This is a genomic window from Novosphingobium sp. SG720 (assembly GCF_012275365.1).
Taxonomy (GTDB): domain Bacteria; phylum Pseudomonadota; class Alphaproteobacteria; order Sphingomonadales; family Sphingomonadaceae; genus Novosphingobium; species Novosphingobium rhizosphaerae.
In genome coordinates, this window is sequence record NZ_JAAZQN010000003.1 from 15575 (window position 1) to 38577 (window position 23003).

General features: G+C 66.9%; 22 protein-coding genes. 13 read left to right on the forward strand and 9 right to left on the reverse strand.

The window, feature by feature from the left end; all coding sequences use genetic code 11:
- The first annotated feature begins 11 nt into the window (after positions 1-11).
- Together trpS and FHW94_RS12305 are read left to right on the forward strand one after the other, a co-directional pair.
- Positions 12-1028, forward strand: a complete 1017-nt coding sequence (gene trpS / locus FHW94_RS12300) for a tryptophan--tRNA ligase (protein ID WP_168556146.1) — start codon at positions 12-14, stop codon at positions 1026-1028.
- A gap of 209 nt (positions 1029-1237) precedes the next feature.
- Positions 1238-1903, forward strand: coding sequence for a DUF4136 domain-containing protein (locus tag FHW94_RS12305; protein ID WP_168556147.1), 666 nt, complete (start codon positions 1238-1240; stop codon positions 1901-1903).
- Positions 1904-1970: 67 nt separating this feature from the next.
- On the opposite strand, the gene FHW94_RS12310 is transcribed toward FHW94_RS12305, so the two are convergent.
- The 3 genes from FHW94_RS12310 to FHW94_RS12320 form a co-directional block, all read right to left on the reverse strand.
- Positions 1971-2819, reverse strand: coding sequence for a metallophosphoesterase (locus FHW94_RS12310; protein ID WP_168556148.1), 849 nt, complete (start codon positions 2817-2819; stop codon positions 1971-1973).
- Positions 2820-2875: 56 nt separating this feature from the next.
- On the reverse strand, positions 2876-3727 hold the full coding sequence (locus tag FHW94_RS12315) for a diacylglycerol kinase family protein (RefSeq protein WP_168556149.1): 852 nt from the start codon (positions 3725-3727) through the stop codon (positions 2876-2878).
- A gap of 85 nt (positions 3728-3812) precedes the next feature.
- A complete protein-coding gene (locus FHW94_RS12320; protein ID WP_246866113.1) occupies positions 3813-4085 on the reverse strand; it encodes a hypothetical protein in 273 nt (90 codons plus the stop codon).
- 335 nt (positions 4086-4420) lie between these two features.
- Here FHW94_RS12320 and FHW94_RS12325 point away from each other — a divergent pair, with 335 nt between their 5' ends.
- Positions 4421-4789, forward strand: coding sequence for a UrcA family protein (locus FHW94_RS12325; RefSeq protein WP_168556150.1), 369 nt, complete (start codon positions 4421-4423; stop codon positions 4787-4789).
- Positions 4790-5044: 255 nt separating this feature from the next.
- On the opposite strand, the gene FHW94_RS12330 is transcribed toward FHW94_RS12325, so the two are convergent.
- A complete protein-coding gene (locus FHW94_RS12330) occupies positions 5045-5530 on the reverse strand; it encodes a helix-turn-helix domain-containing protein (RefSeq protein ID WP_168556151.1) in 486 nt (161 codons plus the stop codon).
- Between the two features lie 153 nt (positions 5531-5683).
- Here FHW94_RS12330 and msrB point away from each other — a divergent pair, with 153 nt between their 5' ends.
- The 3 genes from msrB to FHW94_RS12345 all read left to right on the forward strand — a co-directional run bounded on the left by msrB (position 5684) and on the right by FHW94_RS12345 (position 8798).
- Positions 5684-6082, forward strand: coding sequence for a peptide-methionine (R)-S-oxide reductase MsrB (gene msrB / locus FHW94_RS12335; protein WP_168556152.1), 399 nt, complete (start codon positions 5684-5686; stop codon positions 6080-6082).
- Positions 6083-6215: 133 nt separating this feature from the next.
- On the forward strand, positions 6216-8444 hold the full coding sequence (locus tag FHW94_RS12340) for a PBP1A family penicillin-binding protein (protein ID WP_168556153.1): 2229 nt from the start codon (positions 6216-6218) through the stop codon (positions 8442-8444).
- 108 nt (positions 8445-8552) lie between these two features.
- Positions 8553-8798 (forward strand): hypothetical protein, encoded by a 246-nt coding sequence (locus FHW94_RS12345; RefSeq protein WP_168556154.1) that lies wholly within the window; start codon positions 8553-8555, stop codon positions 8796-8798.
- A 51-nt stretch (positions 8799-8849) separates the two neighbouring features.
- On the opposite strand, the gene FHW94_RS12350 is transcribed toward FHW94_RS12345, so the two are convergent.
- From FHW94_RS12350 to FHW94_RS12365, 4 genes are all read right to left on the reverse strand, one after another.
- The gene (locus FHW94_RS12350; protein ID WP_168556155.1) at positions 8850-9197 is read right to left on the reverse strand and encodes a hypothetical protein; all 348 of its coding nucleotides are present in this window, start codon (positions 9195-9197) and stop codon (positions 8850-8852) included.
- A 156-nt stretch (positions 9198-9353) separates the two neighbouring features.
- Positions 9354-10913 carry a Do family serine endopeptidase gene (locus FHW94_RS12355; protein WP_168556156.1) on the reverse strand — a complete coding sequence of 520 codons (1560 nt, stop codon included), beginning with the start codon at positions 10911-10913 and terminating at the stop codon, positions 9354-9356.
- A gap of 117 nt (positions 10914-11030) precedes the next feature.
- Positions 11031-11873 carry a protease modulator HflC gene (locus FHW94_RS12360; RefSeq protein ID WP_168556157.1) on the reverse strand — a complete coding sequence of 281 codons (843 nt, stop codon included), beginning with the start codon at positions 11871-11873 and terminating at the stop codon, positions 11031-11033.
- Positions 11873-13084: a protease modulator HflK gene (locus tag FHW94_RS12365; protein ID WP_168556158.1), complete on the reverse strand. Its 1212-nt coding sequence runs from the start codon at positions 13082-13084 to the stop codon at positions 11873-11875. The genes FHW94_RS12360 and FHW94_RS12365 overlap by 1 nt, the downstream gene beginning before the upstream one ends.
- A 229-nt stretch (positions 13085-13313) precedes the next feature.
- Between FHW94_RS12365 and FHW94_RS12370 the strand changes: the two genes are divergently transcribed.
- From FHW94_RS12370 to dnaA, 6 genes are all read left to right on the forward strand, one after another.
- Entirely contained in the window at positions 13314-14237 is a 924-nt protein-coding gene (locus tag FHW94_RS12370) for an Mrp/NBP35 family ATP-binding protein (protein ID WP_349237524.1), read from the forward strand.
- Positions 14238-14278: 41 nt separating this feature from the next.
- Positions 14279-16600, forward strand: a complete 2322-nt coding sequence (locus tag FHW94_RS12375; protein ID WP_210425651.1) for a molybdopterin cofactor-binding domain-containing protein — start codon at positions 14279-14281, stop codon at positions 16598-16600.
- Positions 16600-17652: a ferrochelatase gene (gene hemH / locus FHW94_RS12380; protein WP_168556161.1), complete on the forward strand. Its 1053-nt coding sequence runs from the start codon at positions 16600-16602 to the stop codon at positions 17650-17652. The genes FHW94_RS12375 and hemH overlap by 1 nt, the downstream gene beginning before the upstream one ends.
- Before the next feature lie 95 nt (positions 17653-17747).
- A complete protein-coding gene (locus FHW94_RS12385) occupies positions 17748-18923 on the forward strand; it encodes a cytochrome P450 (RefSeq protein WP_168556162.1) in 1176 nt (391 codons plus the stop codon).
- Positions 18924-19216: 293 nt separating this feature from the next.
- Positions 19217-19477 carry a 30S ribosomal protein S20 gene (gene rpsT, locus FHW94_RS12390; RefSeq protein WP_168556163.1) on the forward strand — a complete coding sequence of 87 codons (261 nt, stop codon included), beginning with the start codon at positions 19217-19219 and terminating at the stop codon, positions 19475-19477.
- A 687-nt stretch (positions 19478-20164) separates the two neighbouring features.
- Positions 20165-21604 carry a chromosomal replication initiator protein DnaA gene (dnaA, locus tag FHW94_RS12395; RefSeq protein WP_246866114.1) on the forward strand — a complete coding sequence of 480 codons (1440 nt, stop codon included), beginning with the start codon at positions 20165-20167 and terminating at the stop codon, positions 21602-21604.
- 233 nt (positions 21605-21837) lie between these two features.
- Here dnaA and FHW94_RS12400 read toward each other — a convergent pair whose 3' ends face one another.
- Complete coding sequence (locus tag FHW94_RS12400) at positions 21838-21999, reverse strand: hypothetical protein (RefSeq protein WP_168556165.1); 162 nt, start codon at positions 21997-21999, stop codon at positions 21838-21840.
- Between the two features lie 35 nt (positions 22000-22034).
- Between FHW94_RS12400 and FHW94_RS12405 the strand changes: the two genes are divergently transcribed.
- Positions 22035-22856, forward strand: a complete 822-nt coding sequence (locus FHW94_RS12405; RefSeq protein WP_246866115.1) for a HesA/MoeB/ThiF family protein — start codon at positions 22035-22037, stop codon at positions 22854-22856.
- The last annotated feature ends 147 nt before the right edge of the window (positions 22857-23003 follow it).

Here is a 23003-nt window from a genome sequence, read left to right on the forward strand (position 1 = left end):
CAAGACGTTTCATGCGTATCGTTTCCGGCATTCAGCCCACCGGCAATCTTCACCTTGGCAATTACCTGGGTGCGATCCGCAACTGGGTGGCGATGCAGGACGAATGGACCGCGAAAGGCGCCACCTGCCTCTATTTCCTGGCCGACCTCCACGCCATCTCGATGCCGCATGAACCCGCGCAGCTTGCCGCCAACACGCGCGAGATGGTGGCGGCGCTGGTGTCCTGCGGGATCGATCCGGATCGTTCGATCCTGTTCAACCAGGCGCAAGTGCCGGCCCATGCGGAACTGCAATGGCTGCTCAACGGCACGGCGCGGATGGGCTGGCTGAACCGCATGACGCAGTGGAAGGACAAGGCCGGCAAGAACCGCGAAGGTGCCTCGGTGGCGCTGTTCACTTACCCGGTGCTCCAGGCGGCCGACGTGTTGCTCTATCAGGCCACACACGTGCCGGTGGGCGAGGACCAGAAGCAGCACCTGGAACTGGCGCGCGACATCGCGCAGAAGTTCAACAACGACTTCGCCAGCGAAGATGCGCCGGTGTTCACCCAGCCCGATCCGATCATCCCGCCCGAAGCCGCGCGCATCATGAGCCTGCGCGATGGCAGTGCCAAGATGAGCAAGTCCGATCCTTCGGACATGAGCCGGATCAACCTGGTGGATGATGCCGATACCATCATGCAGAAGGTGAAGAAGGCCAAGACCGATCCTGAGCCGCTGCCGAGCGAGGCGGCCGGCCTGGAAGGGCGGCCCGAGGCGCGCAACCTCGTGGGCATCTATGCAACGATGGCAGGCACCGATGTGGCCGGCGTGCTGGCGCAGTTCGGCGGGCAGGGCTTTGGCCAGTTCAAGCCGGCACTGGGCGATCTGCTGGTGAGCAAGCTGGCGCCGATGGCCGCGCGCTATCGCGAATTGCGCGAAGACCGCGCGGCGCTGGATGCGATCCTGGCGCGCGGCGCGGAAAAGGCGCGAAGCCTTGCCGTGCCCACGCTGAACGCGGCCTATGCCGCATTGGGCCTGGTGCGTTGAGCGCCGCCTACACGCGATGATGACCGGCAAAAGGGCGCTCCGGCAAGGGGCGCCCTTTTGTGCAAGCGCCTTGGATTGCGGAGCATTTCGGCGCCTCGTGCGTTATCATTCAAGCTCCATTCAGCCCCTCGCAGGCATCATTTCGTCGTGCTAACACACGACCGGCGCCGGGGATTGGGGACACCGGTGCGCATGAGGAGTCGAAATAAATGACCAAGATGCTTCGGGCCGGCCGACTTGCCCTGCTGGCTGCTCCCCTTCTCCTGGCACTCTCGGGCTGTGCGACCAGCTTCGATGCCAAGGTTTCCCGTTTCCAGCGCGAACTGCCGGCTCCGGCCGGGCAGACCTTCGCCGTGGTCGCCGAAGACCCACGTGACAATGGCGGCCTGGAATTCTCGCAATATGCCAGCCTGGTGTCGGCCAAGATGGCCAGCCTGGGCTATGTTCCGGGTGATCCGCAGACCTCTGACCTCGTGGTCAAGTTCAATTACGGCGTCGATCGCGGGCGCGAGCACGTGCGCTCCACCGGCATGGCCGATCCGTTCTGGGGGCCGTGGTATGGCCCCGGCTTCTATGGCCGGCCCTATGGCGGCTTCTGGGGCCGGCGTGGCTGGGGCTATGGCTGGTACGATCCGTTCTGGGGCGCCGGTTATGGCGGCGTGGACGTGGTGACCGTCTACACCAGCGGCATCGACCTGAAGATCGAGCGCCGGGCCGATGGCAAGCGCGTGTTCGAAGGCAAGGCCGAAGCGGCCTCCACCTCCAACCGCCTGCCCTATCTGGTGCCCAATCTGGTCGATGCGATGTTCACCGATTTCCCCGGCCACAACGGGGAAACCGTGCGCATCTCGGTGGCGCCCGAAAAGAAGAAGTAACCCGGCCTGCTTGGCTTGCAAAAAGGCCCTCGCCCGTGTCGGGCGGGGGCTTTTTTCATGGCTCGGCTCAATGCACCGGCGGATCGACTTCGGGTACGGCAGCGATCGGGGCGACCGGTTCGCCGGGCTGGCGCGGGGGCAGCGCGTTTTCGGGCACATCCTCGATCTGCATCGCCGGCGTCGGCACGGCGTCGAGGTTGCGCACGGTGACATTTATATCGCCATTGCCCAGCACGAGATCGTTGAAGCTGGGCGGGGTGGAGCGCGTGCGCAGCGAGAGCGTGCCGGCGCCGATCATCCGCACCGGGCCATGGGGCGTGGGGCGGATCAGGTCGAATGCGTCATGCACATGGCCCGACAGCACGGCCAGGACATTGCGCCGCGCAAGCTCGGCCAGGGCGGCATTGCCGTGGCGGGTCATGGCGTTGCCGCGCGTGCCGGCTTCGACCAGGGGATGGTGGCAGGCCACCAAGGCACGGGTGCCCGGGGGCAGGGCGTCGATCCGGGCGAGGCAATCGGCCAGCGCTTTGCGCCCCACATGGCCCTTGGACCAGTTGAAGCGCCACTGCGCCCGCGCCGTGGTCTTGAGCGGCACGATTGCCACGCCCGGCAGATCGAGCGGCCGCTCCACCAGGTGTTCGATGGCGCGGAAACGCCGATAAGGATCGAAGAACCGTTCGACCGGGTTGAAATAGGGCAGGTCGTGGTTGCCCACTTCCACCGTGACCGGCACGTCCAATCCCTGGATCCAGCGGCATGCGGCAGCAAATTCGCGGTGCCGCGCGCGCATGGTCAGGTCGCCGGTGATGGCCACGGCATCGGGGCGTTCGCGCGCCACGCAATCGACCAGCCATGCCAGGGCACGGGGATCTTCCAGTCCGAAGTGAATGTCGCTGATGTGAAAGATGCGGGTCATGCCGGGCCAATTCCTTGGGGATGCGCGCTGCGCTTTCCCCTCAGGCGCTTGCGCGGTCAAGAGGGCGCCACCGCACTGGCCAGGAATTCGACCGGCAGGGTTATGCAGCGGAACTCTTCCTGCGTGGCGCCGTCGCGGCGTTCGCCATCGATCATCAGAGCGATCGGCTCGCGGCTGGTGCAGACCACGGCGTCGGCCTGGCCCAGTTCTTCGTGCGGACCCTGGCGGAAATCGCGCTTTACCAGCATGGAAACACCATGGGCCGCCAAGTCTGCCCAATCCTGCGCATCATAGCCATCGAGCGTGAGCGTGCCGTCATCGGCATCCATGCGCACCGCACGATAGCCTTCCGGCTTGCCCAGTGGCGGCTGGCTGACGCTGACGGCAGCACCGCCCGCAGTACTGCGCACCGCTTCGCCCAAGGCGCTGGCAATGCTCGACAAGTCCATGTCGCGCACGCCTTCACGCACGTCGGCCCACGTCGCGCCAGGGCCGGCGAGCACTTCGACCAGCGCGTCGCCGGCCGACGTCTTGACGGCGCTGCGGCGCGTGCGGCGCAATTCGCCACGGCCCAGGCGCGCGGCAATAGTGGGGGCATCGGCATCGCCATGCAGCGCCTTGGCCAGCAGGTTTTGCGTGCCGCCCGGCAGGACCAGCACCGCGCCTTCCCACCCGTGCAGCAGCGCAACTTGCGCGTTGACGGTGCCATCGCCGGTGAAGATCGCCAGCGTGGCAACGTTGGCCGCTTCCAGCGCAGCGCGGGTGGGCAGTTCATCGGCCGGCAAGCGCAGCACCCGCGTGGGCGCGTGGCCGCCTTCGGCCAAGGCGGCGGTAAGCGTGGCAACCGCCGCTTCGGAATTGCTGCCGCTGGCCGGATTGACGACGAGCCAAAGGGGAATGGTGGTCATGCGCGAAAGGTCCTCCCCCGGGCCAATGCGCGGGGGTGTTGGCGGTTCCCGCCAGCAGAACCGCGACCAAGCCCCCGATCCGGGATCAGACCCGGCCCGACAGGATGAGCCAGGCGGAAAAACCGTTCATCATGCTGTAGACGCCATAGCCGATCGCCCCCCAGGCCCAGCCTTGTGCGGCGAGCAGCATGCCGGCCACCAGCATCAGGTATTCGATCAGCAGCGAGAAGCGACGGTTCATCGCCTTGAGCATGGGCGGCATCTGCCGCATCAGCGGGTGGTTGCACGCCATCACCGCGCGGTTGAGCGCGAAGTTGACGATGCCCAGCACAAAGATGACTGCCACTGCCATGAGCATGTCATAGTGCGCCTTTCTTGCCGCCGGGCAAAGGGTTTGCTGCGCATTGATGCGCAGCCATCGACGAATCGAGCACGCGGTGCGGGTGGTTCGTCGGGCGGTGGCGATGTCGAAATGTGTCGTCCGCCGATGCGGCATGGCGGTTCGTCGGGGACAGGCGGCGCTGGTCGGCGTGGGGCCGTGCCTGGTCGAGGGGCGCGCGCCGACCCTCGAAGATGCGGTTAAACCAGCGACATACCGCAAGGCCTGAACCGCCAGGCGGCCAGTCCAACGAGACCAAGCCCGAACCCATTTCGATCCGTGCTTTTGTCCCACCACGCAAAAGGAAACGACCGATGTCCGTCTTCAGCCCCGCCTTCCGCCCGCTTGCCCTTTCCCTTGCCGCCGCCGGTGCCCTGGCCGGCAGCAGCATGCCCGCTTTCGCCCAGGCCCCGGCCGACTCGATGATCGACGCGCCGAGCGGCATGACGATGACCGTCACCCGCGTGCCGGTGAAGATTTCCGATCTCAACCTGATGAGCGTGGAAGGCCGCGCGGCGGCCGATCGCCGGGTGCGTGCCGCCGCACGCCAGGCCTGCGCCATTGGCTTGGGTAAGGTGACTCTGGAACAGGCCCAGGACCAGCGCAACTGCTTCAGCGCCGCGCTGCGCCAGGGCAAGGTTCAGGTTGCGCTGGCGCGCGAGCAGGTTCTGGCCAGCCGCTGAGATCGTGGCGGGTCCTGCCTGCCGCGAATGGGGATCCCAGGCGCAGTGCGCAATCTCATCATCGATGAATTTGCGCGAACGAAACCGTTTTGGCCCCATTCATGAAACAAAGCCCAGACAAGAGCTTGCCGCACGCGCAGTCCCCCGTGCGGTTGGCGGGGCAGGGTCGCCGTTTCCACCGGCGATCCTGCCCCGAATACTTTTCAGCGGATCATAAGCCCGTCGACGCGCGAACCTGCTGGATCAGGCGAGCGTTCAGGCCGGTTCCTTGGCCGGGGCAGGCGGCGCGATTTCTTCCCGCCGACGCCAGGCAAGGTCTGCCGGGCCCAGCGGACGCCCATCGTGCGCACGCAGGACTATCGGCGCGATCGGCTGGCCATCGCGCGCATCGCACAGCACCGGGTTGCAGGAAATGCCAGCGCCCCACTTCTCGCCCCATTGGCGCAAGGCCAGCATCGCCGGCAGCAGATCGAATCCCTTGGGAGTCAGCCGGTATTCCACCCGCCGCCGATCATCGGAACAGGGGATGCGCGCCAGGATGCCGTGATCGACCAGGCGCGACAGCCGGTTGGACAAGATGTTGCGCGCAATGCCCAACTGGGTGAGGAATTCCTCGAAATGGTAGATGCCGTTGAACGCGGCGCGCAGGATCATGAACGACCAGCGCTCACCCATCACCTCCAACGCCACGGGAAGGCTGCACTGGGCAATGTCTGCCAGAGGTTCTTGCAATTTTTCCATCACGAGGCCGTCATAGCGCATTGTGCGCCGCTTTTTAAGCGATGTGCGACAGGAAGTGCCAGTATGGTCTGCGAAGGCTCGAACAGGGGCGCCGCGGCGATGTTGTGGCGTGGCGCCCGCGACCCCATATGGGCGGCAAAGGAGATCCCATCCATGAGCGAAAAACTGAACCTGACCGAGGCGGAATGGCGCGAACGCCTGAGCCCGGAGCAGTATCACATCCTGCGCCAGGCCGGCACCGAGCGGGCGTTTACCGGCAAGTATGACAAGAACAAGGCCAGCGGCGATTACACCTGCGCCGGGTGCGGGCAGCCGCTGTTCACCTCGGCCACCAAGTTCGACAGCGGGTGCGGCTGGCCCAGCTTTACCCACCCGATGGACGAAACCGCGGTGGAGGAAAATCGCGACACGTCACACGGGATGATTCGCACCGAAGTGCGTTGTGCCCGCTGCGACGGGCACCTGGGCCACGTGTTTCCCGATGGGCCAGCGCCGACCGGGCTGCGCTATTGCATGAACTCTGCCGCGCTCGACTTCACGCCGGAAGAATGATCGGCTAGGGAGCGAGCCAGGGCGCCCTGGCAGGCATCCATTAACCCTGCGTTACGGATCGCCTGTGCAAGGGCGGCTGATGGCTCGCAAACTTGGCGCAGTGTTGCGCTTTCGAGGAAACCGGTAACCACTGATGGCCAGACGGGACGTGCCCCGCCGCGGACAAGACGGCGAAGACCCCGCGCAGCGCAGCCGCGCGCCTTCCACGATCGGCCGATGGCTGCGCCGCCTTGCGGTGTGGGGCATCGGCATCGTGCTGCTGGTGGCGCTGGGCATCACTGGCGCGGTGCTGGTGACGGCCCGTTCGCTGCCCAGCTACGACAAGCTCAAGTCCAGCCAGGCTGGCCAGATGATCGTGGTGCGAGCCAACGACGGTTCGGAAATCGTCACGCTCGGGCCCAGCTACGGCAAGTGGATTCCCTACAACCGCATTCCCCAGCCGATGAAGGATGCGCTGGTTTCGGTGGAAGACCGCCGCTTCCGCGAACACTGGGGCGTGGACCCGGTGGGCATTGTCCGCTCGGTCATGGTGCGTGCGCAAAGCGGGCGATGGCGCCAGGGCGGATCGACCATCACCCAGCAGTTGGCGCGCAACATCTTCCTCAACAACAGCCGCACGTTCGATCGCAAGATTCGCGAGGCGATCCTGTCGCTGGCTTTGGAAAGCAAGTTTTCCAAGGACCAGATCCTCGAGCTGTACCTCAACAAGGTCTATTTCGGCGGCGGCGCCTATGGCGTGGATTCGGCCGCGCGCAAGTTCTTCGGCCATTCGGGCGAGGAACTCTCGCTGGGCGAGGCAGCGATCATCGCCGGCCTGGTCAAGGCGCCTTCGCACTATTCGCCCACCGCCGATGCGCAAGCCGCGGTGGACCGCGCCAAGGTCGTGCTGGAAACCATGGTCGATGCTGGCACGCTGACCCCGGCGCAGGCGGCGGCGGTCGATCTCAAGGCCGTGCACCTTGCCGCCGAGCAGGGCCAGAATTCGGCCCGCTATTTCACCGATTGGGTGCTGCCGCAGCTTGACGTGCTGGTGCCCGACAACGACCAGCCGATCGAGGTCTGGACCACGCTCGATCCCGTGGCGCAGCGCGCGGCGACCGATGCGATCACCACGCAGGTGCCCAAGGGCGCCCAGGGCGCCCTGGTGAGCGTGGACCGCGATGGCGCCGTGCTGGCCATGGTGGGCGGCACCGATTACGTCACCTCTAACTACAACCGCGCGACCAATGCCGTGCGCCAGCCCGGTTCGGCGTGGAAGCTGTTCGTCTATCTCGCCGCGCTGGAACGCGGCTATCGCCCAGAAGACCGCGTGGTGGACGAGCCCGTTACGATCGATGGGTGGAGCCCGCGCAATTCGGGCGGCAGCTATGCCGGCCAGATCGACGTGCGCACCGCCTTTGCCTATTCCAAGAATACGGTGGCCGCGCAGCTGGGCAACGAAGTGGGCTTTAGCGCAGTAGCCAACATGGCCCGCCGGTTTGGCATCACCACCCCGATCAACACGATGCCCTCGATGGTGCTGGGCACCAGCGACGTGCGCGTGATCGACATGGTGCGTGCTTTCGCCTCGGTAGACGCCAAGGGCCGCCTGGTGACGCCCTATGGCATCCGCAAGGTGACGACGACGGACGGGGAAGTGCTGTACAGCCACCGCCCCGATGCGCAGCAGCAGCTTGTGCCCGATTACGTCGCGGCCGAGATCACCGACCTGCTGCAAACCGCGGTGAACATCGGCACCGGCCGGGCCGCGCAGATCGGCCGCCCGGTGGCGGGCAAGACCGGCACCACCAGTTCCAACAAGGATGGCTGGTTCCTGGGCTTTTCCAGCGGCGTGACCACGGGCGTGTGGATGGGGCGCGACGATGCGCACCCTGTGCCCGGCCTGCAGGGTGGGACCGCCCCGGCGCGCGCCTTTGCCGCCTATATGCGCGTGGCCACGGCCAAACGCCCGGTGGAGCAGTTCGACAACCAGCTCAAGTTGCCGGAATGGCAGCTTGAGCCCGACGACGAAGCCCTGCTCAACAATCCCAACGACTATTACTATACCGACGAGAACGGCAACACGGTCAACGGCCAGCAGGGCGATGGCCTGGAAGGTGCGCAGGGCAACGGGCCACAGGGCAACGGGCCGCAGGGCCGCACGCCCGATGACGCCATTCCCGTGGACCAGGATGGCCTGGGCACCGGGCCAGCCGCGCCGGCGCGCCAGGCGCCGCGCAATGCCCAGCCTGCCGCAAGCGATGACCTGCTCGATCGAGCGACGGGGCGCACGCGCCAGGCCCCGAGGCCAGCGCAACCGGCGGGCAAGCCACCGGCCAAGACCCCTGCGGACCGTAGGGCGCAGGATTGGCAGGGTTATTGAAACCTGTGATATGATGAAAATGCAGCCGGGGCGCGAACCATTCGCGCCCCGGTTCGTTTCTCGCCCATGACTGGCGGCTTATGCGCTGCCATCGATGGAGCTTGAAACATGAGCCTATTCCAATGGGCCGCCGCAGCGGCGGCAGGTTACGTCATTTATCGCGCCGTTCGCAAAAAGGGCGATGAAGCAACCAGCCCGGCCGCGTTCGCGCCTGGCGAAACGCCGGGCGAGAACTTTTCCAAGGTGCGTTCGGCCGGCACCCAGGGCATGCGTTCGGATCCGCCCAAGTGGGACAAGCAGGACGACGTGGTGGACGAAAGCTTCCCAGCCAGCGATCCGCCGTCGAACTACTGAAGTAGCTTACCCAGCCCGGTGCCGAGTGGATCGGTGCCGGGCAAGGGCAGATCAGTTGCGTACGCGGATCAATTCGGGCGGCTGACGCGCCGCGACCGAGACGTGGCCCTTGGCCATGTGGATATGCGACGCGCCGGCCGCTTCGGCCAGGTGCCAGTGTTCGACGGCGCCGGCACCAGCCTCTGCCCGCAATTCGATCATGTCGGCATCGACGGTGACCGCTTCGACCTGCTGAAACAGCAATTCCAGCGCAACGCGGCGGTGGGTGCGGCGATCGGGGCACGAGAGCAGCCGGATCGCGACCGTCTTGGCCAGAGTGTCGATCGCGATGTCCTGCACCAGCGAATCATGGCCGTGGTCCAGCGCTAGCTGCTGTTCGATCACATAGTTGGCCTGCATCGTCGCCCTCCTCGCAATCACAGGGCAGCATACGCGCAACGGCTGCCGAGACAAGACCGTGTTTGTGCCAGAACGAGACAGTCCGAACGCAACAAGGGCCGGCACCCCAGGTGGGATGCCGGCCCTTGTTGTATTTGCCCCTTGTGGCGGGCGCGATCAGCGCAGGCGGATCGGCAGGTAGATGGCCGGCTGGCCCGCGCGCTGCACGCGCAGCAGCACGGCTTCGCGATTCTCGGCCTTGGCCTGGCGCACCACGGCTTCCAGATCGGCCACGGTCGCCAGGACGCGATAGTTGGCCGAGAGGATGATGTCGCGACGCTGAAGACCCTTGGCACCGGCATCGGACGAGCTGTCCACCCCGGTGACCACCACGCCGCGCGTATCCTCGCTTACGCCCAGCTGGCGGGCGATCTGCGGGGTCAGCGGCACGGCAGCCACGCCCAGCGACTTCTGGATCAGGCCACCGGCCTGAGCCTGCTTTTGCTGTTGCTGCTGCTGGCCATCGCTGTTGTCACCAAAGCCGCCATCGTCTTGCTGGTCGGGGTCGAAGCTCTGGTTGGCCAGTTCTTCCTCGGTCGGGCGCTTGCCCACCACGGCGTTGACCGTCATCGGCTTGCCGTTGCGCACCAGGTCGATCGCCACGGTCTTGCCCGGGGCGGTGTTGGCGACGATGAACGAGAGCGTCTGGTCGGGCTTGACTTCCTTGCCATCGACGCGGGTGACCACGTCGCCCGCCTGGATGCCGGCCTTGGCCGCGCCGGCGCCGGGTTCGACCGACTGGATGAATTCACCGCGATTTTTGGGCAGGCCCAGCGAGGCGGCGAGATCATCGTTGATCGGCTGGATGCGCACGCCCAGGTAACCACGCTCGATGGTCTGGCCGTTCTTGAGCTTTTCCACGATCGGGGCGGCGATTTCGGCAGGGATCGCAAAGCCGATGCCGACGCTGCCGCCGGTGGGCGAATAGATCGCGTTGTTGATGCCGATCACGTTGCCGGCCATGTCGAACATCGGACCGCCCGAGTTGCCGCGGTTGATCGAGGCGTCGGTCTGCAGATAGCGGTCATAGGCGCTGCCCGAACCGGTGGCGCGATAGACCGCCGAGATGATGCCCTGCGTCACCGTGCCACCCAGGCCAAAGGGGTTGCCGATGGCAATAACCCAATCCCCCACGCGCGCCTTGCGCGAATCCCCGAACTTCACGAACGGGAACGGCTTGGTGCCGGTGATCTTGAGTACGGCGAGGTCGGACGCGGCATCCTTGCCCACCAGCTTGGCCGGGTATTCGGTGCCATCGGGCGTGGTAACCGAGATCGATTCCACTTCGCCCTGGCCATCGGCGGTGATCACGTGATTGTTGGTGACCACATAGCCATCGGCCGAGATGATGAAGCCCGAACCCAGCGACTGCGCTTCACGCGTGCCGCCGCCCTGGCCACCCTGGCCGCCGCCGAACAGATCGCCGAACGGCGTGCCGGCAAAGGGATTGTTGTTCTGGACCTTGACCCGCTGGCGGGTCGAGATGTTGACCACGGCCGGCTGCAACTGGGCAGTGAGGTCGGCGAAGCTGGATGGCGCGCCCTGGCGCGGGGTGATCGCCTGAATCTGCGAGCTGTCATTCTGCGCCACCTGGGCGCCGGCCGGGAAGCCCGTTGCCAGCGTGAGCGCGCTGCCGGCGAGAAGCAGTGCCGTAGTCACTCCATAAGCGTATCGCACGAGGGTTGATCCTTTATTCGCTTGTTGCTTGACGCGGCGTGAGGGAAAACCGCGCCCGATCCGGGTGCCGTTTCACGCTTCGTCGCATGAACGGACTTTGAATGGAACAGGTTCCGATTACGGCCCCCTGAATTGCTTCAGATAGCGGTTGTCGGGCGAGAGGATGATGCTGGTATTGCTGCCTTTCTGGGTGAAAGTGTAGTCATAACTCTGCATCGCGCGGTAAAAGTCATAGAATTCAGGATCCTTGCCAAAGCTGGCCGCATAAATACGGGCGGCTTCCGCTTCGGCCTGGGCACGAATGATCTGCGCGTTCTTTTGCCCTTGCGCGGCAATCGTGGCCGCTTCCTGCGCGCGCGCCGTGGCCATGCGGGCAAAGGCGGATTCCAGCGGCGTGCCATCGGGCAGATCGGCGCGCTTGATCCGCACGTCGATCACCTGGGCGCCATATTCGCGCGCCTCGCGATCCAGCCCTTCGCGAATGCGCGCCATGGCCTCGCCGCGTTCGGGGGTGAGCAGCGACGCGAACGTGCGGTTGCCCAGTTCCTGGCGCAGCACGGAATTGAGGATCGGCTGCAGTTGCTGCGCCACGCGATCCACCGTGCCGGCGGTTTCATACATCTTGATCGGATCGATCACGCGGAAGCGGGCATAGGCATCCACTTCCAGGCGGCGCTGGTCGAGCGAGGTGACCTGCTGGCGCTCCATATCGACATCGAGCACGCGGCGGTCGATGCGCACCGCCTGTTCGAAGAACGGCAGGCGCCAGACCAGGCCCGCCCCGCTGCGGCCGAAATCGCCGTGCGGGGTATAGCGGTTGACCACACGCACCGGCTGGCCCAGCCGCACGATTACGACCTGCTGGGTTTCGGGCACCACGATGAGGCACGAAAGCAGCGCCACGAGGGCGATCGCAGCGCCGATCAGCCCGCGCTTGTACTGCAGGAGAAGCGTTTCCATCAGCGCTGCCCTCCCTGGCGCGTATCGTCGGATGGCGGCGGCGTCTGGCGCATTGCGGGCAGCGGCAGATAGGGCACGGTGCCCGGCGCTTCGACGATGACCTTGTCGTTCTGGCCCAGCACGCGCTCCATCGTTTCGTAATACATGCGCCGCTTGGTCACTTCTGGGGCCAGCTTGTATTGTTCATAGACTTTGTCGAAGGCGGCCGCTTCGCCTTGCGCGGCGGCCAGTTTCTTCTGCGCCCAGCCTTGTGCCTCGTTCACGTCGCCCTGCGCTTTCTGCTGGGCGGCAAGTACTTCCTTGAACGCATCGACCACTTTGGCCGGCGGGTCGATCTTGGTGATTTCCACGCCCTGGATGCGCACGCCCGAGCGATAGGCATCGAGCACGCGCTGCATGCGGTCGCGCACGTTCTGCTCGATCGTGGCGCGGCCAGAGCCCATGGCATCGTTGAAGCCCACTTCGGCAATCGCCGCGCGCATCGCCGCTTCGGCCACTTCGCGCACCGACTGGTCGGGATCGGCCAACTGGAATGCGTAGAGCTTGAGATCCTTGATGTTCCAGCGCACCAAATAGTTGACGTTGACCAGATTCTGGTCGCCGGTCAGCATCAGGCGTTCGCCATCGCCTTCGGGGATGGTTTCGCGCTGGATCGAGGTGACGTCCCGCGTTTCGACTTGCTGGATCGGCCAGGGCGCAGTGAAGGAAACACCCGGCCCCAAAGTGCGCGAATAGGCGCCGAAAGTGGTGACCAGACCCTGTTCCTGGGGCGCGAGGCGATGCGTGCTCGATCCGCACAGCCACAGCAGCGCCAGCGCGGCAATGCCCAGCGGCCACCAAGACTTGCCATCGGGGCGTTGCGGCAGGCGCAAGTTGGGACCGCGCCCGCCGAGCAGCGGATTGCCGCCGCCCCCGCCGCCGCCATTGCTGCCGCCGCCCTTGCCGCTGCGTGCGCGAAAGATGTCTTCGATGCTGGGCGGACGGCGGCTATCGCCCGCGGGCGGCAACCAGGGATTGCGCGGGCCTTCCGGCTTGGCACCAGGCTTTTCAGAGCCGCTCGGGCTGCCGCTTGATTGCGGGCCCGCCTCGGGCGATGCGGGCTCGGGCGTGTCTTCGCCGTTGGGTGAATCTTCTGGTGGGGTGTTGCCATCGTCCCGGGCGGGCCGGTCAGGCTCACCATTATGGCCCCACGGGCTTTTGCGGTCTGTCATGACCAGGTTTCCGAAAGGGGCGCGAGAGGGCGCAGGGCCAGTCCACGAAAAGCAGTCATGCCCAGTCTTATAGGAAGGGATCGCGTGAAAAACAGTGTCTCGTTCCCAAAATTCGTCTGCTAGGGCCTTTCTGACAGGCTGCCGGTTGCGCCGGGGCCAGCGAACAACGAGCAGGATGAAAGCAGTGACGATCGATGAAGCGGCCGTGCGCCAGGCCATTGCCGATGCCGTGGGGGCTGCAAGGCTCCAGGTTCTGCGCGTGACGGGCGAGAGCGGCACGGCGGTGATCGATGTTGCCGGGCTGGATGCGGCGGCCCGATCCGCCGTGGAACAGGCCGCCAAGGATGCCGCACGCGGCGCGGGCCTGGCTGAACTGCGCGTGGCGCTTACCGCCGAAAAGCGGAACCGGCGCATCCTGGCCGTGGGTTCGGGCAAGGGGGGCGTGGGCAAGTCCACCCTTTCGGCGAACCTGGCCGTGGCCATGGCCCGGCTGGGGCGCAAGGTGGGCCTGGTCGATGCCGATATCTATGGTCCGTCGCAGCCGCGCCTGCTCGGTACCGAGGGGCGCAAGCCCGAAGCGCGCGACAAGACGATGATCCCGGTGCAGAGCCCATGGGGCGTGCCGATGCTTTCCATGGGGCATCTGGTGCAGCCGGGCCAAGCGATCGCCTGGCGCGGGCCGATGGCCGGCAGCGCGCTGGGCCAGCTGATCGAGGCCGATTGGGGTGATACCGAAATCCTGGTGGTCGACCTGCCGCCCGGCACCGGCGACGTGCAGTTGACCATGCTGCAGAAATACAAGCCCACGGCGGCGGTGATCGTCTCCACCCCGCAGGACCTGGCGCTGATCGACGCCACGCGCGCCATCGGCCTGTTCGACCAGGGCAAAGTGCCGGTGCTGGGCGTGGTGGAAAACATGGCTGGATACCTCTGCCCGCATTGCGGCCAGGTGAGCGATCCGTTTGGCCATGGCGGCGCGGAAGTGACGGCGCGCGAACTGGACCTGCCGTTCCTGGGCCGGGTGCCGCTGGATATTGCCATCCGCCAGAAAAGCGACGCGGGCGAACCGCCGGCTGCCGGCGAAGGCCCGCAGGCGCAGGCGTTCTCCGCCATTGCCCGCTCGGTGCTGGCAGCGCTCGACCAGCTGGCCTGATCCCTGCGCGCGCCATGGGTCCGTCATCAGCCCTGCGACGATTGAAGCCCACCCGGCGCGGCGTGCTGATCGGGGCTGGGGCGGGCGGCGCGCTGATTGCCGCCTTTGCCCTGGTGCCGCGCCATTATGCCTCGCCGCTGGTGGCCGGCAAGGATGGGCGCGCGGCCAATGCCTTTCTCAAGCTGGCGCGCGATGGCACGCTGACCGTGGCGGTGCCGGCCTGTGAAATGGGCCAGGGCGTAACCACGCTCATGGCGCAGATCGTGGCGGTGGAATTGGGCGCGGACTGGGCCCAAGTGGCGGTGGAGCCCGCGCCGCTCAGCCCCGCCTATGCCGATGCGGTGCTGGCGGCGCATTGGGCGCCGCTCTGGCTGCCCACCTGGCTGCCGATCCTGCCCGATGTTCTGGACGATCCGGCCAATGGTCTGACCCGGCTGAAAGCCGAGCGGGGGCCGATGATGCTGACCGTGGCGGGCACGAGCCTGGCCGCGTTCGAACAGCCCTTGCGCGAAGCGGCGGCCACGCTCCGCGCGCAATTGATCGCAGCCGCTGCAGCGCAATGGGGCGTGGCGGCCGACGGGCTCGATACGCAGGGCCATGCCGTGGTGGGCGGGGGCAAGCGCCTGCCCTTTGCGCGCCTGGTCGATGCCGCGCTCGATCTCGATCCGCCAGGCGAGGCTCCTTTGCGCGCCAGCCCGGCGCGCGAGGCGCCCAGCCGCTTCCCGGCCGGCAGCCGGCCCCCTTTTCCGCGGCTGGACTTGCCGGCCAAGGTGGATGGCAGTTTCGTCTTTGCCGCCGACGTGCGCCTGCCGGGCATGGTCCATGCGGCCATTGCGCATGGGCCCCAGGGCGATTGCGTGCTGTCTACCTGGGAAGCCCAGGCCGCCGCCCGCGTGCCGGGTTGCCTGGGCGTGGTCCATGCCAAGGGCTGGCTCGCGGCGATCGGGGTGACCTGGCATGCGGCCGATCGCGCGGTGGCGGCGATGGAGCCGCGCTTTCGCGCCCGAGGTGCCGTGGCCGATGGCAATGCGATCGATGCCGCGCTTGACACCGCGCTCGCCAAGGGTAGCCCCGAGCGGCTATGGGGCCGGGGCGATCCCACCGCCTTGCTGGAAAAACCCAGTCTTTCGGCGCGCTACGACATCGAGCTGGCCCTGCATGCCCCGCTTGAGCCGGCGACATGCACGGCGCGGATCGAGCATGGCCGGCTGGAACTGTGGCTGGCGACGCAGGCGCCCGAGGCGGCCCGGCGCGAGGGCGCGCGCGCCACAGGCCTTAGCGAAGGCAACGTGGTGGTCTATCCCATGGCGGCGGGCGGCAGTTTCGATGCGCGGCTTGATGCGCGGATTGCCGGCGAAGCGGCGGCGCTGGCCCGCGCCACGGGCAAGCCGGTGCAATTGATCTGGTCGCGCTGGCAGGAATCACTGGCGAGCCTGCCGCGTGCACCGGTTTCGGCCCTGCTGGAAGCAGGCATGAGCCCCGACAAGCAGCAATTGCTGGGCTGGCGCAGCCGTATTGCCATGCCGGCATCGCTGCGTGAAACGGCCGCGCGCGTGCTGGACGGGGAAAGCGCGGCCAGTGCGCGCCGCTGGCAGGGCATTGCCGATCCGCTGGCCCTGGAAGGGGCGATGCCGCCTTATGCCATTCCCGAATGCGCAGTCGATCATGTGCCGGTCGCGCTGCCGCTGGCCACGGCCCGCATGCGCGGCGGCGGCGCGGCGATCGCCGCGTTCCTCACCGAAAGCTTCATCGACGAATGCGCGCATTTCGGTGGCAGCGAGCCACTGGCGTTCCGCATGGCCATGCTGGGCGGCCAACCGCGCCTGGCGGCCTGCCTGCAAGGGGTGGCGCACCTGGCGATGTGGGGGGGCGGGGCCGATGCCTCGGGCCAGGGAATCGCCTGCCACGCGATGGAACTGGCCGGCCCCGATGGCCCGCGCCAAGGCTATATCGCGGTGGTGGCCACGGCGCGCCAGGCCGATGGCGCGATCCGGGTGGAGACCCTAAGCGCCTGCGTCGATATCGGCCGGGTGATCAATGCCGACATCGCGCGCCAGCAGATCGAAGGCGGGCTGTTCTTCGGGCTGGGACTGGCGGTGGGGGGCAGTACCGGCTATGCCGCCGGGCGGCCGCTGGCTGGGCATTTCAGCCAACTGGGCCTGCCGCTGCTGGCCGATTGCCCCAAGGTCGATGTTGTGTTTGTTGACAGCAGCGCCCAGCGGCAAGACCCGCCATCGCTCGATATGCCGTTCGATCCCGGCGATCTGGGCGTGGTGGCGGTGGCGCCGGCCATTGCCAATGCGTTGTTCTCGGCCACCGGGTTGCGGCTGCGCCGCCTGCCCCTCTTGTCTGAAGGCGTTTGATGACCGCTGCTGCTGCCCCCCATTCCTGCCCTGCGCACCTGCCGGCAGACCATCCGCCGGTGGCCACGGGGCGCATCGGCGTGCTGCTGGTCAACCTTGGCACGCCGGATGGGCCCGACGTGCAATCGGTGCGGCGCTATCTCAAGGAATTCCTGTCGGACAAGCGCGTGGTGGAAATCCCCACGCTGCTGTGGCAGCCGATCCTGCGCGGCATCATCCTGCGGACCAGGCCCAAGAAATCGGCCCATGCCTATGCCCAGGTGTGGGGCCCGGAAGGGTCTCCGCTGGCCGCGATCACCGCGGGCCAGGCGCGGGCGCTGCAGGCGCGGCTGGGCGAGAGCGTGATCGTGCGCCATGCCATGCGCTATCAGAACCCGGCGATGGGGGCAGAGCTGGACGCGCTGCTGGCCGCCGGGTGCGAGCGCATCCTGGTGGCACCGCTCTATCCGCAATATTCCGGGGCGACCACGGCCAGCGCGCTCGATGCCCTGGCAGACTGGATCAAGGCGCGGCGCCGCTTGCCCGCGCTGCGGACACTGCCGCCCTATCACGACGACGCTGCTGCGATCGGCGCGCTGCATGCCGATCTTGCCGGCCAGATCGGCGCCCTCTCGTTCGTGCCCGATGTGCTGCTGCTGAGTTATCACGGCATGCCCGAGCGCACGCTGCATCTGGGCGATCCCTATCATTGTCATTGCCGCAAGACCTCGCGCCTTCTCGCCGCGGCCTTTGCCCAAAGCCATCCGGGGCTGCGCGTGGAAACCAGTTTCCAGTCGCGCTTCGGCCGGGCCAAGTGGCTGGAGCCGGCCACCGACACCACGCTGGTGGAACTGGCCCGGGGCGGGACGCGCAAAGTGGCGATCGCGGCGCCGGGCTTTTCGGCCGATTGCCTGGAAACGCTGGAGGAACTGGCCTTGCGCGGGAAAGACGATTTCATCGCGGCGGGCGGCACTGATTTTGCTGCGCTGTCGTGCCTCAATACCTCGGGAGCGGGCATGGATCTGCTCGAAGCGATCGTGCGGCGCGAACTGGCGGGCTGGATCGCGCCCTGATCCTGCCGGTTTTGCGCATTTGACACGCCCGCGTGGCGTGGCATTCTCTCGGTCACGGCCAGAACCGGCAACAGGTTCGGCCAGATGGAGAGAGCATGCTGACGCCGGCGAACGATTTGCAGAACCTGAATCCCCGTGCCCCCCTTCCAGAGGGCCATGCATTGCCCCTGGCGGGCGATGGCGAGTCCCTGGTTGACACCACGCTGGCGAACGCGCCGCTGCCCGTTCCGGAAACCAGCGGCGGGCTCGGCTGGGGCGATCCGCTGGCACGCCTGCTGCGCGACAAGGCGCGTCTTGGCCCGGTCTTTCGCCAGGGCAAGCGCGTGATGCTGCTGGATGCGAGGTTCAACCGGCTGGTGCTGGACGATGACGGCACGCAGTTTGCAGCCCTGGGGGCCGATCGCGCCGCGGCCGCGCGGGATGCGGCGGGGCAGGCGCCAGCCGTTCAAGAAGCAGTGCTGGGCGCGGTATTCCATGCCGAACTGGCGCGCTGGCGGGCGGGCACGGTTCGTGTCCAGCCGGCCCTGGCGATGATGCTGGCGCGCGCGCTGGTGCCGGCGATGACCGGGCTGGCCGCAGGATCGGGCGCGGCCGAGCGGCTGGCCGGGGCGCTGGCCACCCTGGATGATGGCGGCAGCCTGCTGCGCCGCGCCATGCCGCGCGGGTTGCCGTCCTCGGCGATGGGCGCGCGCCAGGCCATGGCACGTGGCCTGGCCCAGGCCGGGCATACCGATCCGGTGATGCTGGAAACGCTGCAGGAATGCCATGCGGTGGGCTTGCGCCTGCTGTGTACCCTGGCGCGGCACCTGGCCGAAACGCCGGACTGGCAGGATACCTTGCGCGCCGAAGTGCGCAGCGCGCGCGCGGCAGGCCGCACCGCACCGGTGCCACTCGAACTGGTCGAAATGGCCACGCACGAGGCGTGGCGCCTGATGCCTGCCCCGCTGCTGGTAGAGCGGCGCCTGGTCGCACCGCTGCCGCTGGGCGAGCATTGCCTGGAGGCGGGCGCGGTCGTGGCGATCAGCCCGGCGGCAACCCATGTCGATGCGGCGCTGTGGCCCGAGCCGGCGCGGTTCGACCCGCTGCGCTTTTCGAAGGCGCGCCTGCACGACCGGCCCGGCGGGGCTTGGCTGGCCAAGGCCTTGCTGGCGCCTGCGGTGGCGCAGGGCGTGGAACTGGTCGCGCGCCAGGCCGTGGCGCATGTGCTCGATCGTTTTGCCCTGGCGCCCGCTGGCGAGGGCGGCAAGGTGGCGCTGCGGCTGGTCGATTGAGCTTTGGCCGATTGAGCTTGCCCGATTGAGCGCGGGGCCAACAGCGGCTATGGCCGCCCATCGAATCGCGCGACTTGGCGATCCGACATCGCGCCCGTCGGAAACGGGCAGGCCGGGTTGGCCGGACGAACGCGGGGTGCAAGCATCGCCTTGACGATTCGTCCACAGCCCGGTATGGGCGCCGCTTTCCAGCGGGCTTGCCCGCCTTGTCGAACGACCAAGTCGAGCAAGACCAGGACATTTTCCGGTCTGCCCCCCGGGGTGGCCCGCCAGAGGACAGAAACAGGACAGACATGGCCAATACGCCGCAAGCCCGCAAGCGCATCCGTCGCAACGAACGCCGCGCCGAAATCAACGGCAACCGCCTTTCGCGCATCCGTACCTTCGTGAAGAAGGTGGAAACCGCGATCGCCGGTGGTGACAAGGCCGTCGCGGCCGAAGCGCTCAAGGCTGCCCAGCCTGAACTGGCCCGTGGCGTTGCCCGCGGCGTGGTCCACAAGAACACCGTGGCCCGCAAGCTCTCGCGCTTGAGCAAGCGAGTCGCCGCTCTCTGATTCGGCGGCTTTGCGCCCTTTTTTGTTAGGGGACGCACTGCGCACAAATACGGCTTTGGCCGGCGTGATGAGCGCCGGCCATTTTCGTCTGCGCGATATGCGACGGTTCGATGACACGGCACGGACGTGCAAGTGACGGATTTGTGGCGATTCGCATGATGCGCATTTTGTTAATTAGCCAAATTTCAATGACTTAAGCGATTTTCGCGCAGTTGTTGAGTCAAGGCTAATTATTTCAGAAATTTTGCGCCTGATGGGCTTGCACAGCCCCCGCAGTGGCTCATAGACAGAGACCACGCCGCGCGTTGGCCGGTCCGTTACGACACGGATCGATCGGGGCACGGTGTCACGGAACATCGCTCGATACGGCAATCTGCCGTGCCCACTGCGGCACTGGCGGACAGGTAGGCTGTGTCCGCGGGACCCTGGCGGTTCGGTCTTTGCCGATACGCCATGCCCGTGGGCGTTTGCCTGCAACGCGGGGGCATCTGGCCGCAGGCCTGGATTATTTACGTGGGACGGCGAAGCGTGAAGATGGATCAGTTCGGCGGTGCAAGTGGCGGTGCGGGTGGCACGGCCGCAATCGGTTCCCAAGGTGGCGGCTCCCCCAATGGGGCAGCTGCGCTTGTGGCAGCCAGTGGACGCGCCGCGCAGGCCGCAGCGCCACGGAAAGGACGTGACGGGGGAATGGAGGACCAGGAAGCGCTCGACCTGGCGGCCGATTGGGCCGACATCAGCCAGGGCCTCAAGAAGGACCTGGGGCCGCAGCTGCACACGCAGTGGATCAAGCCGATCCAGCTGGGCAGTTTCTGCAAGGAAACCGGCACGCTGGACTTGTTCCTGCCCACCGAATTCTCGGCCAACTGGGTGGCCGATCGCTTTGCCGATCGCCTGTCCCTGGCTTGGAAGATCGCCCGGGCCGAAGTGCGCCAGGTGCGCATCACCGTGCACCCCCGCCGCCGGGCCATGCCCGAGTTGCGCGTGGGTGGCCGGGCAGCACCCGAGCTGCGCGTGGCGGCTGCCAACGAAAGCGCCCCGGTGCTGGCCCCGGCCAGCCGTCCGGCGCCGGCCCCGGCGCCGACCGTGGCAGGATTCGACACGGCCGCTTCGGGCATCGACCCGTCGCTGACCTTTGGCGATTTCGTCACCGGCAGTGCCAATGTCCTGGCGCTCAACGCGGCGCAGCGCATGGCCGCGGCCGAAACGCCGCAGTTCTCGCCGCTCTATCTCAAGGGCTCCACCGGCCAGGGCAAGACCCACCTGCTGCACGCCATTGCCAATGGCTTTATGGCGGCGCGCCCCGGCGCGCGGGTATTCTACTGCTCGGCTGAACGGTTCATGATCGAATTCGTCCAGGCCATGCGCCAGAACGAGATGATCGAGTTCAAGTCGCGCCTGCGCAGCTTCGACATGCTGCTGGTGGACGACATCCAGTTCATCATCGGCAAGGCCAGCACGCAGGAAGAATTCCTGCACACCATCGATGCCCTGCTCAGCGCCGGCAAGCGCTTGGTAGTGGCGGCCGATCGCGCGCCCCAGGCGCTCGACGGGGTCGAACAGCGCCTGCTCTCCCGCCTGTCGATGGGGCTCGTCGCCGATATACAGGCTGCTGACATCGAGCTGCGGCGCCAGATCCTGGAGCACCGCCTGTCGCGCTTCACCAGCGCCCAGGTGCCGCAAGACGTGGTCGAATTCCTGGCCCGCACGATCAATCGCAACGTGCGTGAACTGGTGGGCGGCCTCAACAAGCTGATCGCCTTTGCCCAGCTCACCGGCCAGCAGGTCAGCCTGCAACTGGCCGAAGAGCAGCTGACCGACATACTGTCGGCCAACCGCCGTCGCATCACGATCGACGAGATCCAGCGCACGGTGTGCCAGTTCTATCGCGTCGATCGCTCGGAAATGGCGTCCAAGCGCCGCGCCCGCGCGGTGGTGCGTCCGCGCCAGGTGGCGATGTACCTGGCCAAGGTGCTGACCCCCCGGTCCTATCCCGAGATCGGCCGCAAGTTCGGCGGGCGTGATCACTCCACCGTGATCCACGCCGTGCGCCTGATCGAAGACCTGCGCAGCCGCGACGCCGACATGGATGGCGACGTGCGCACCTTGCTGCGCCAGCTGGAAGACTGATCGCGGCATGATCCCGGCGCCCAACGGCGCCGGGGCATCCCGGATTGTCCCCGGCGTTTGCCGGGATTTGCCCAAGGTTATCCGCCGACCATCCCGTGGTTTATGCACAGGGTTGCGCGCGCGGTTGTCCGCAGCCTTGTCCACGCGCTGGGCACAGGTTTATGCCCAGCTTGTCGACAGTGTTATGCTGCGGTTTTGCACCGGGTTGCCCACCCCCGATCCACCGCGTGTGCTCAGGGTTTTGCGCTGACTTTTCCACAGGTGCTGGCGGTATCGAACCAGGTGCCGCCACTGGCGCGGCATTCCCGTTCGGCCCAACGCCCCTTGCCCCACCAGCCGATTACCACGCCCAGTAGCAGGGCCAGCACCAGCACGATCCAGATGCGATCTTTCATGCGCGTGCTTGTGGCCCAGCAAGGCGCCTTTGCAAATGGCCCTCTCGCCTTTTGGCGTTCGCGCGCCTACCTCCACCACCATGACGCCAGAACGCCTCGATCGCTTTGCCCGACACATCGTGCTGCCTGAAGTGGGAGGCGCCGGCCAGGCGCGGATCATGGGAAGCCATGTGGTGCTGGTGGGCGTGGGCGGGATCGGCGCCCCGGCGCTGCAATACCTGGCCGGGGCGGGCGTGGGGCGGCTGACCCTGATCGACGATGACGTGATCGAGCCATCGAATCTCCAGCGGCAGACGATCTTCACGCTGGCCGATGTCGGTCGGCCCAAGGCCGATGCGGCGGCCGACTGGGTGGCGCGCTTCGACCCCGCCTTGGCGGTGACGGCGCAGCGCACGCGCATCGCGCGCGACAATGCCGCCGGCTTGGTGGCAGGCGCCGATGTGGTGCTGGATGGATCGGACAATTTCGCCACTCGCCTTGCCGTATCGGATGCCTGCGTGGCGGCCGGCGTGCCGTTGACCAGCGCGGCGCTGGGCCGGTTCCAGGGGCAGGTGGCCAACTTTGCCGGGCATCGGCCGGGGCATGCCTGCTATCGCTGCTTCGTGGGCGATGCGTTTGACGCGGAGGATTGCGACACTTGCGCGGCACAAGGCGTGCTGGGGGCGATGGTGGGCATGGTAGGCACCTTTGGCGCCATGGCAGCCTTGCGCGTTCTGCTGGAAGGCGTCGCCAGCCTGGGCGATCCGCAATGGGGTGAATTGCATGTGCTCGACGGGCTCAAGCCATCGCTGCGCACCATGCGCATCGCGCAGGATCCCGGCTGCGCCACGTGCGGCCACGCCGCCCCGGCGGCCTGACAAAATACGCAATATACCGCGTTCGGGGGATGGCGGGCGGACGGCGGAAGCGTAGAATTATCGGGCGACCCGACAGGCGCGTGGTGCAAGCCATGAACCTGGGACTTGGCCCGGACCGAGGCTTCTTCGTAAACCTTGGCCGGGCTT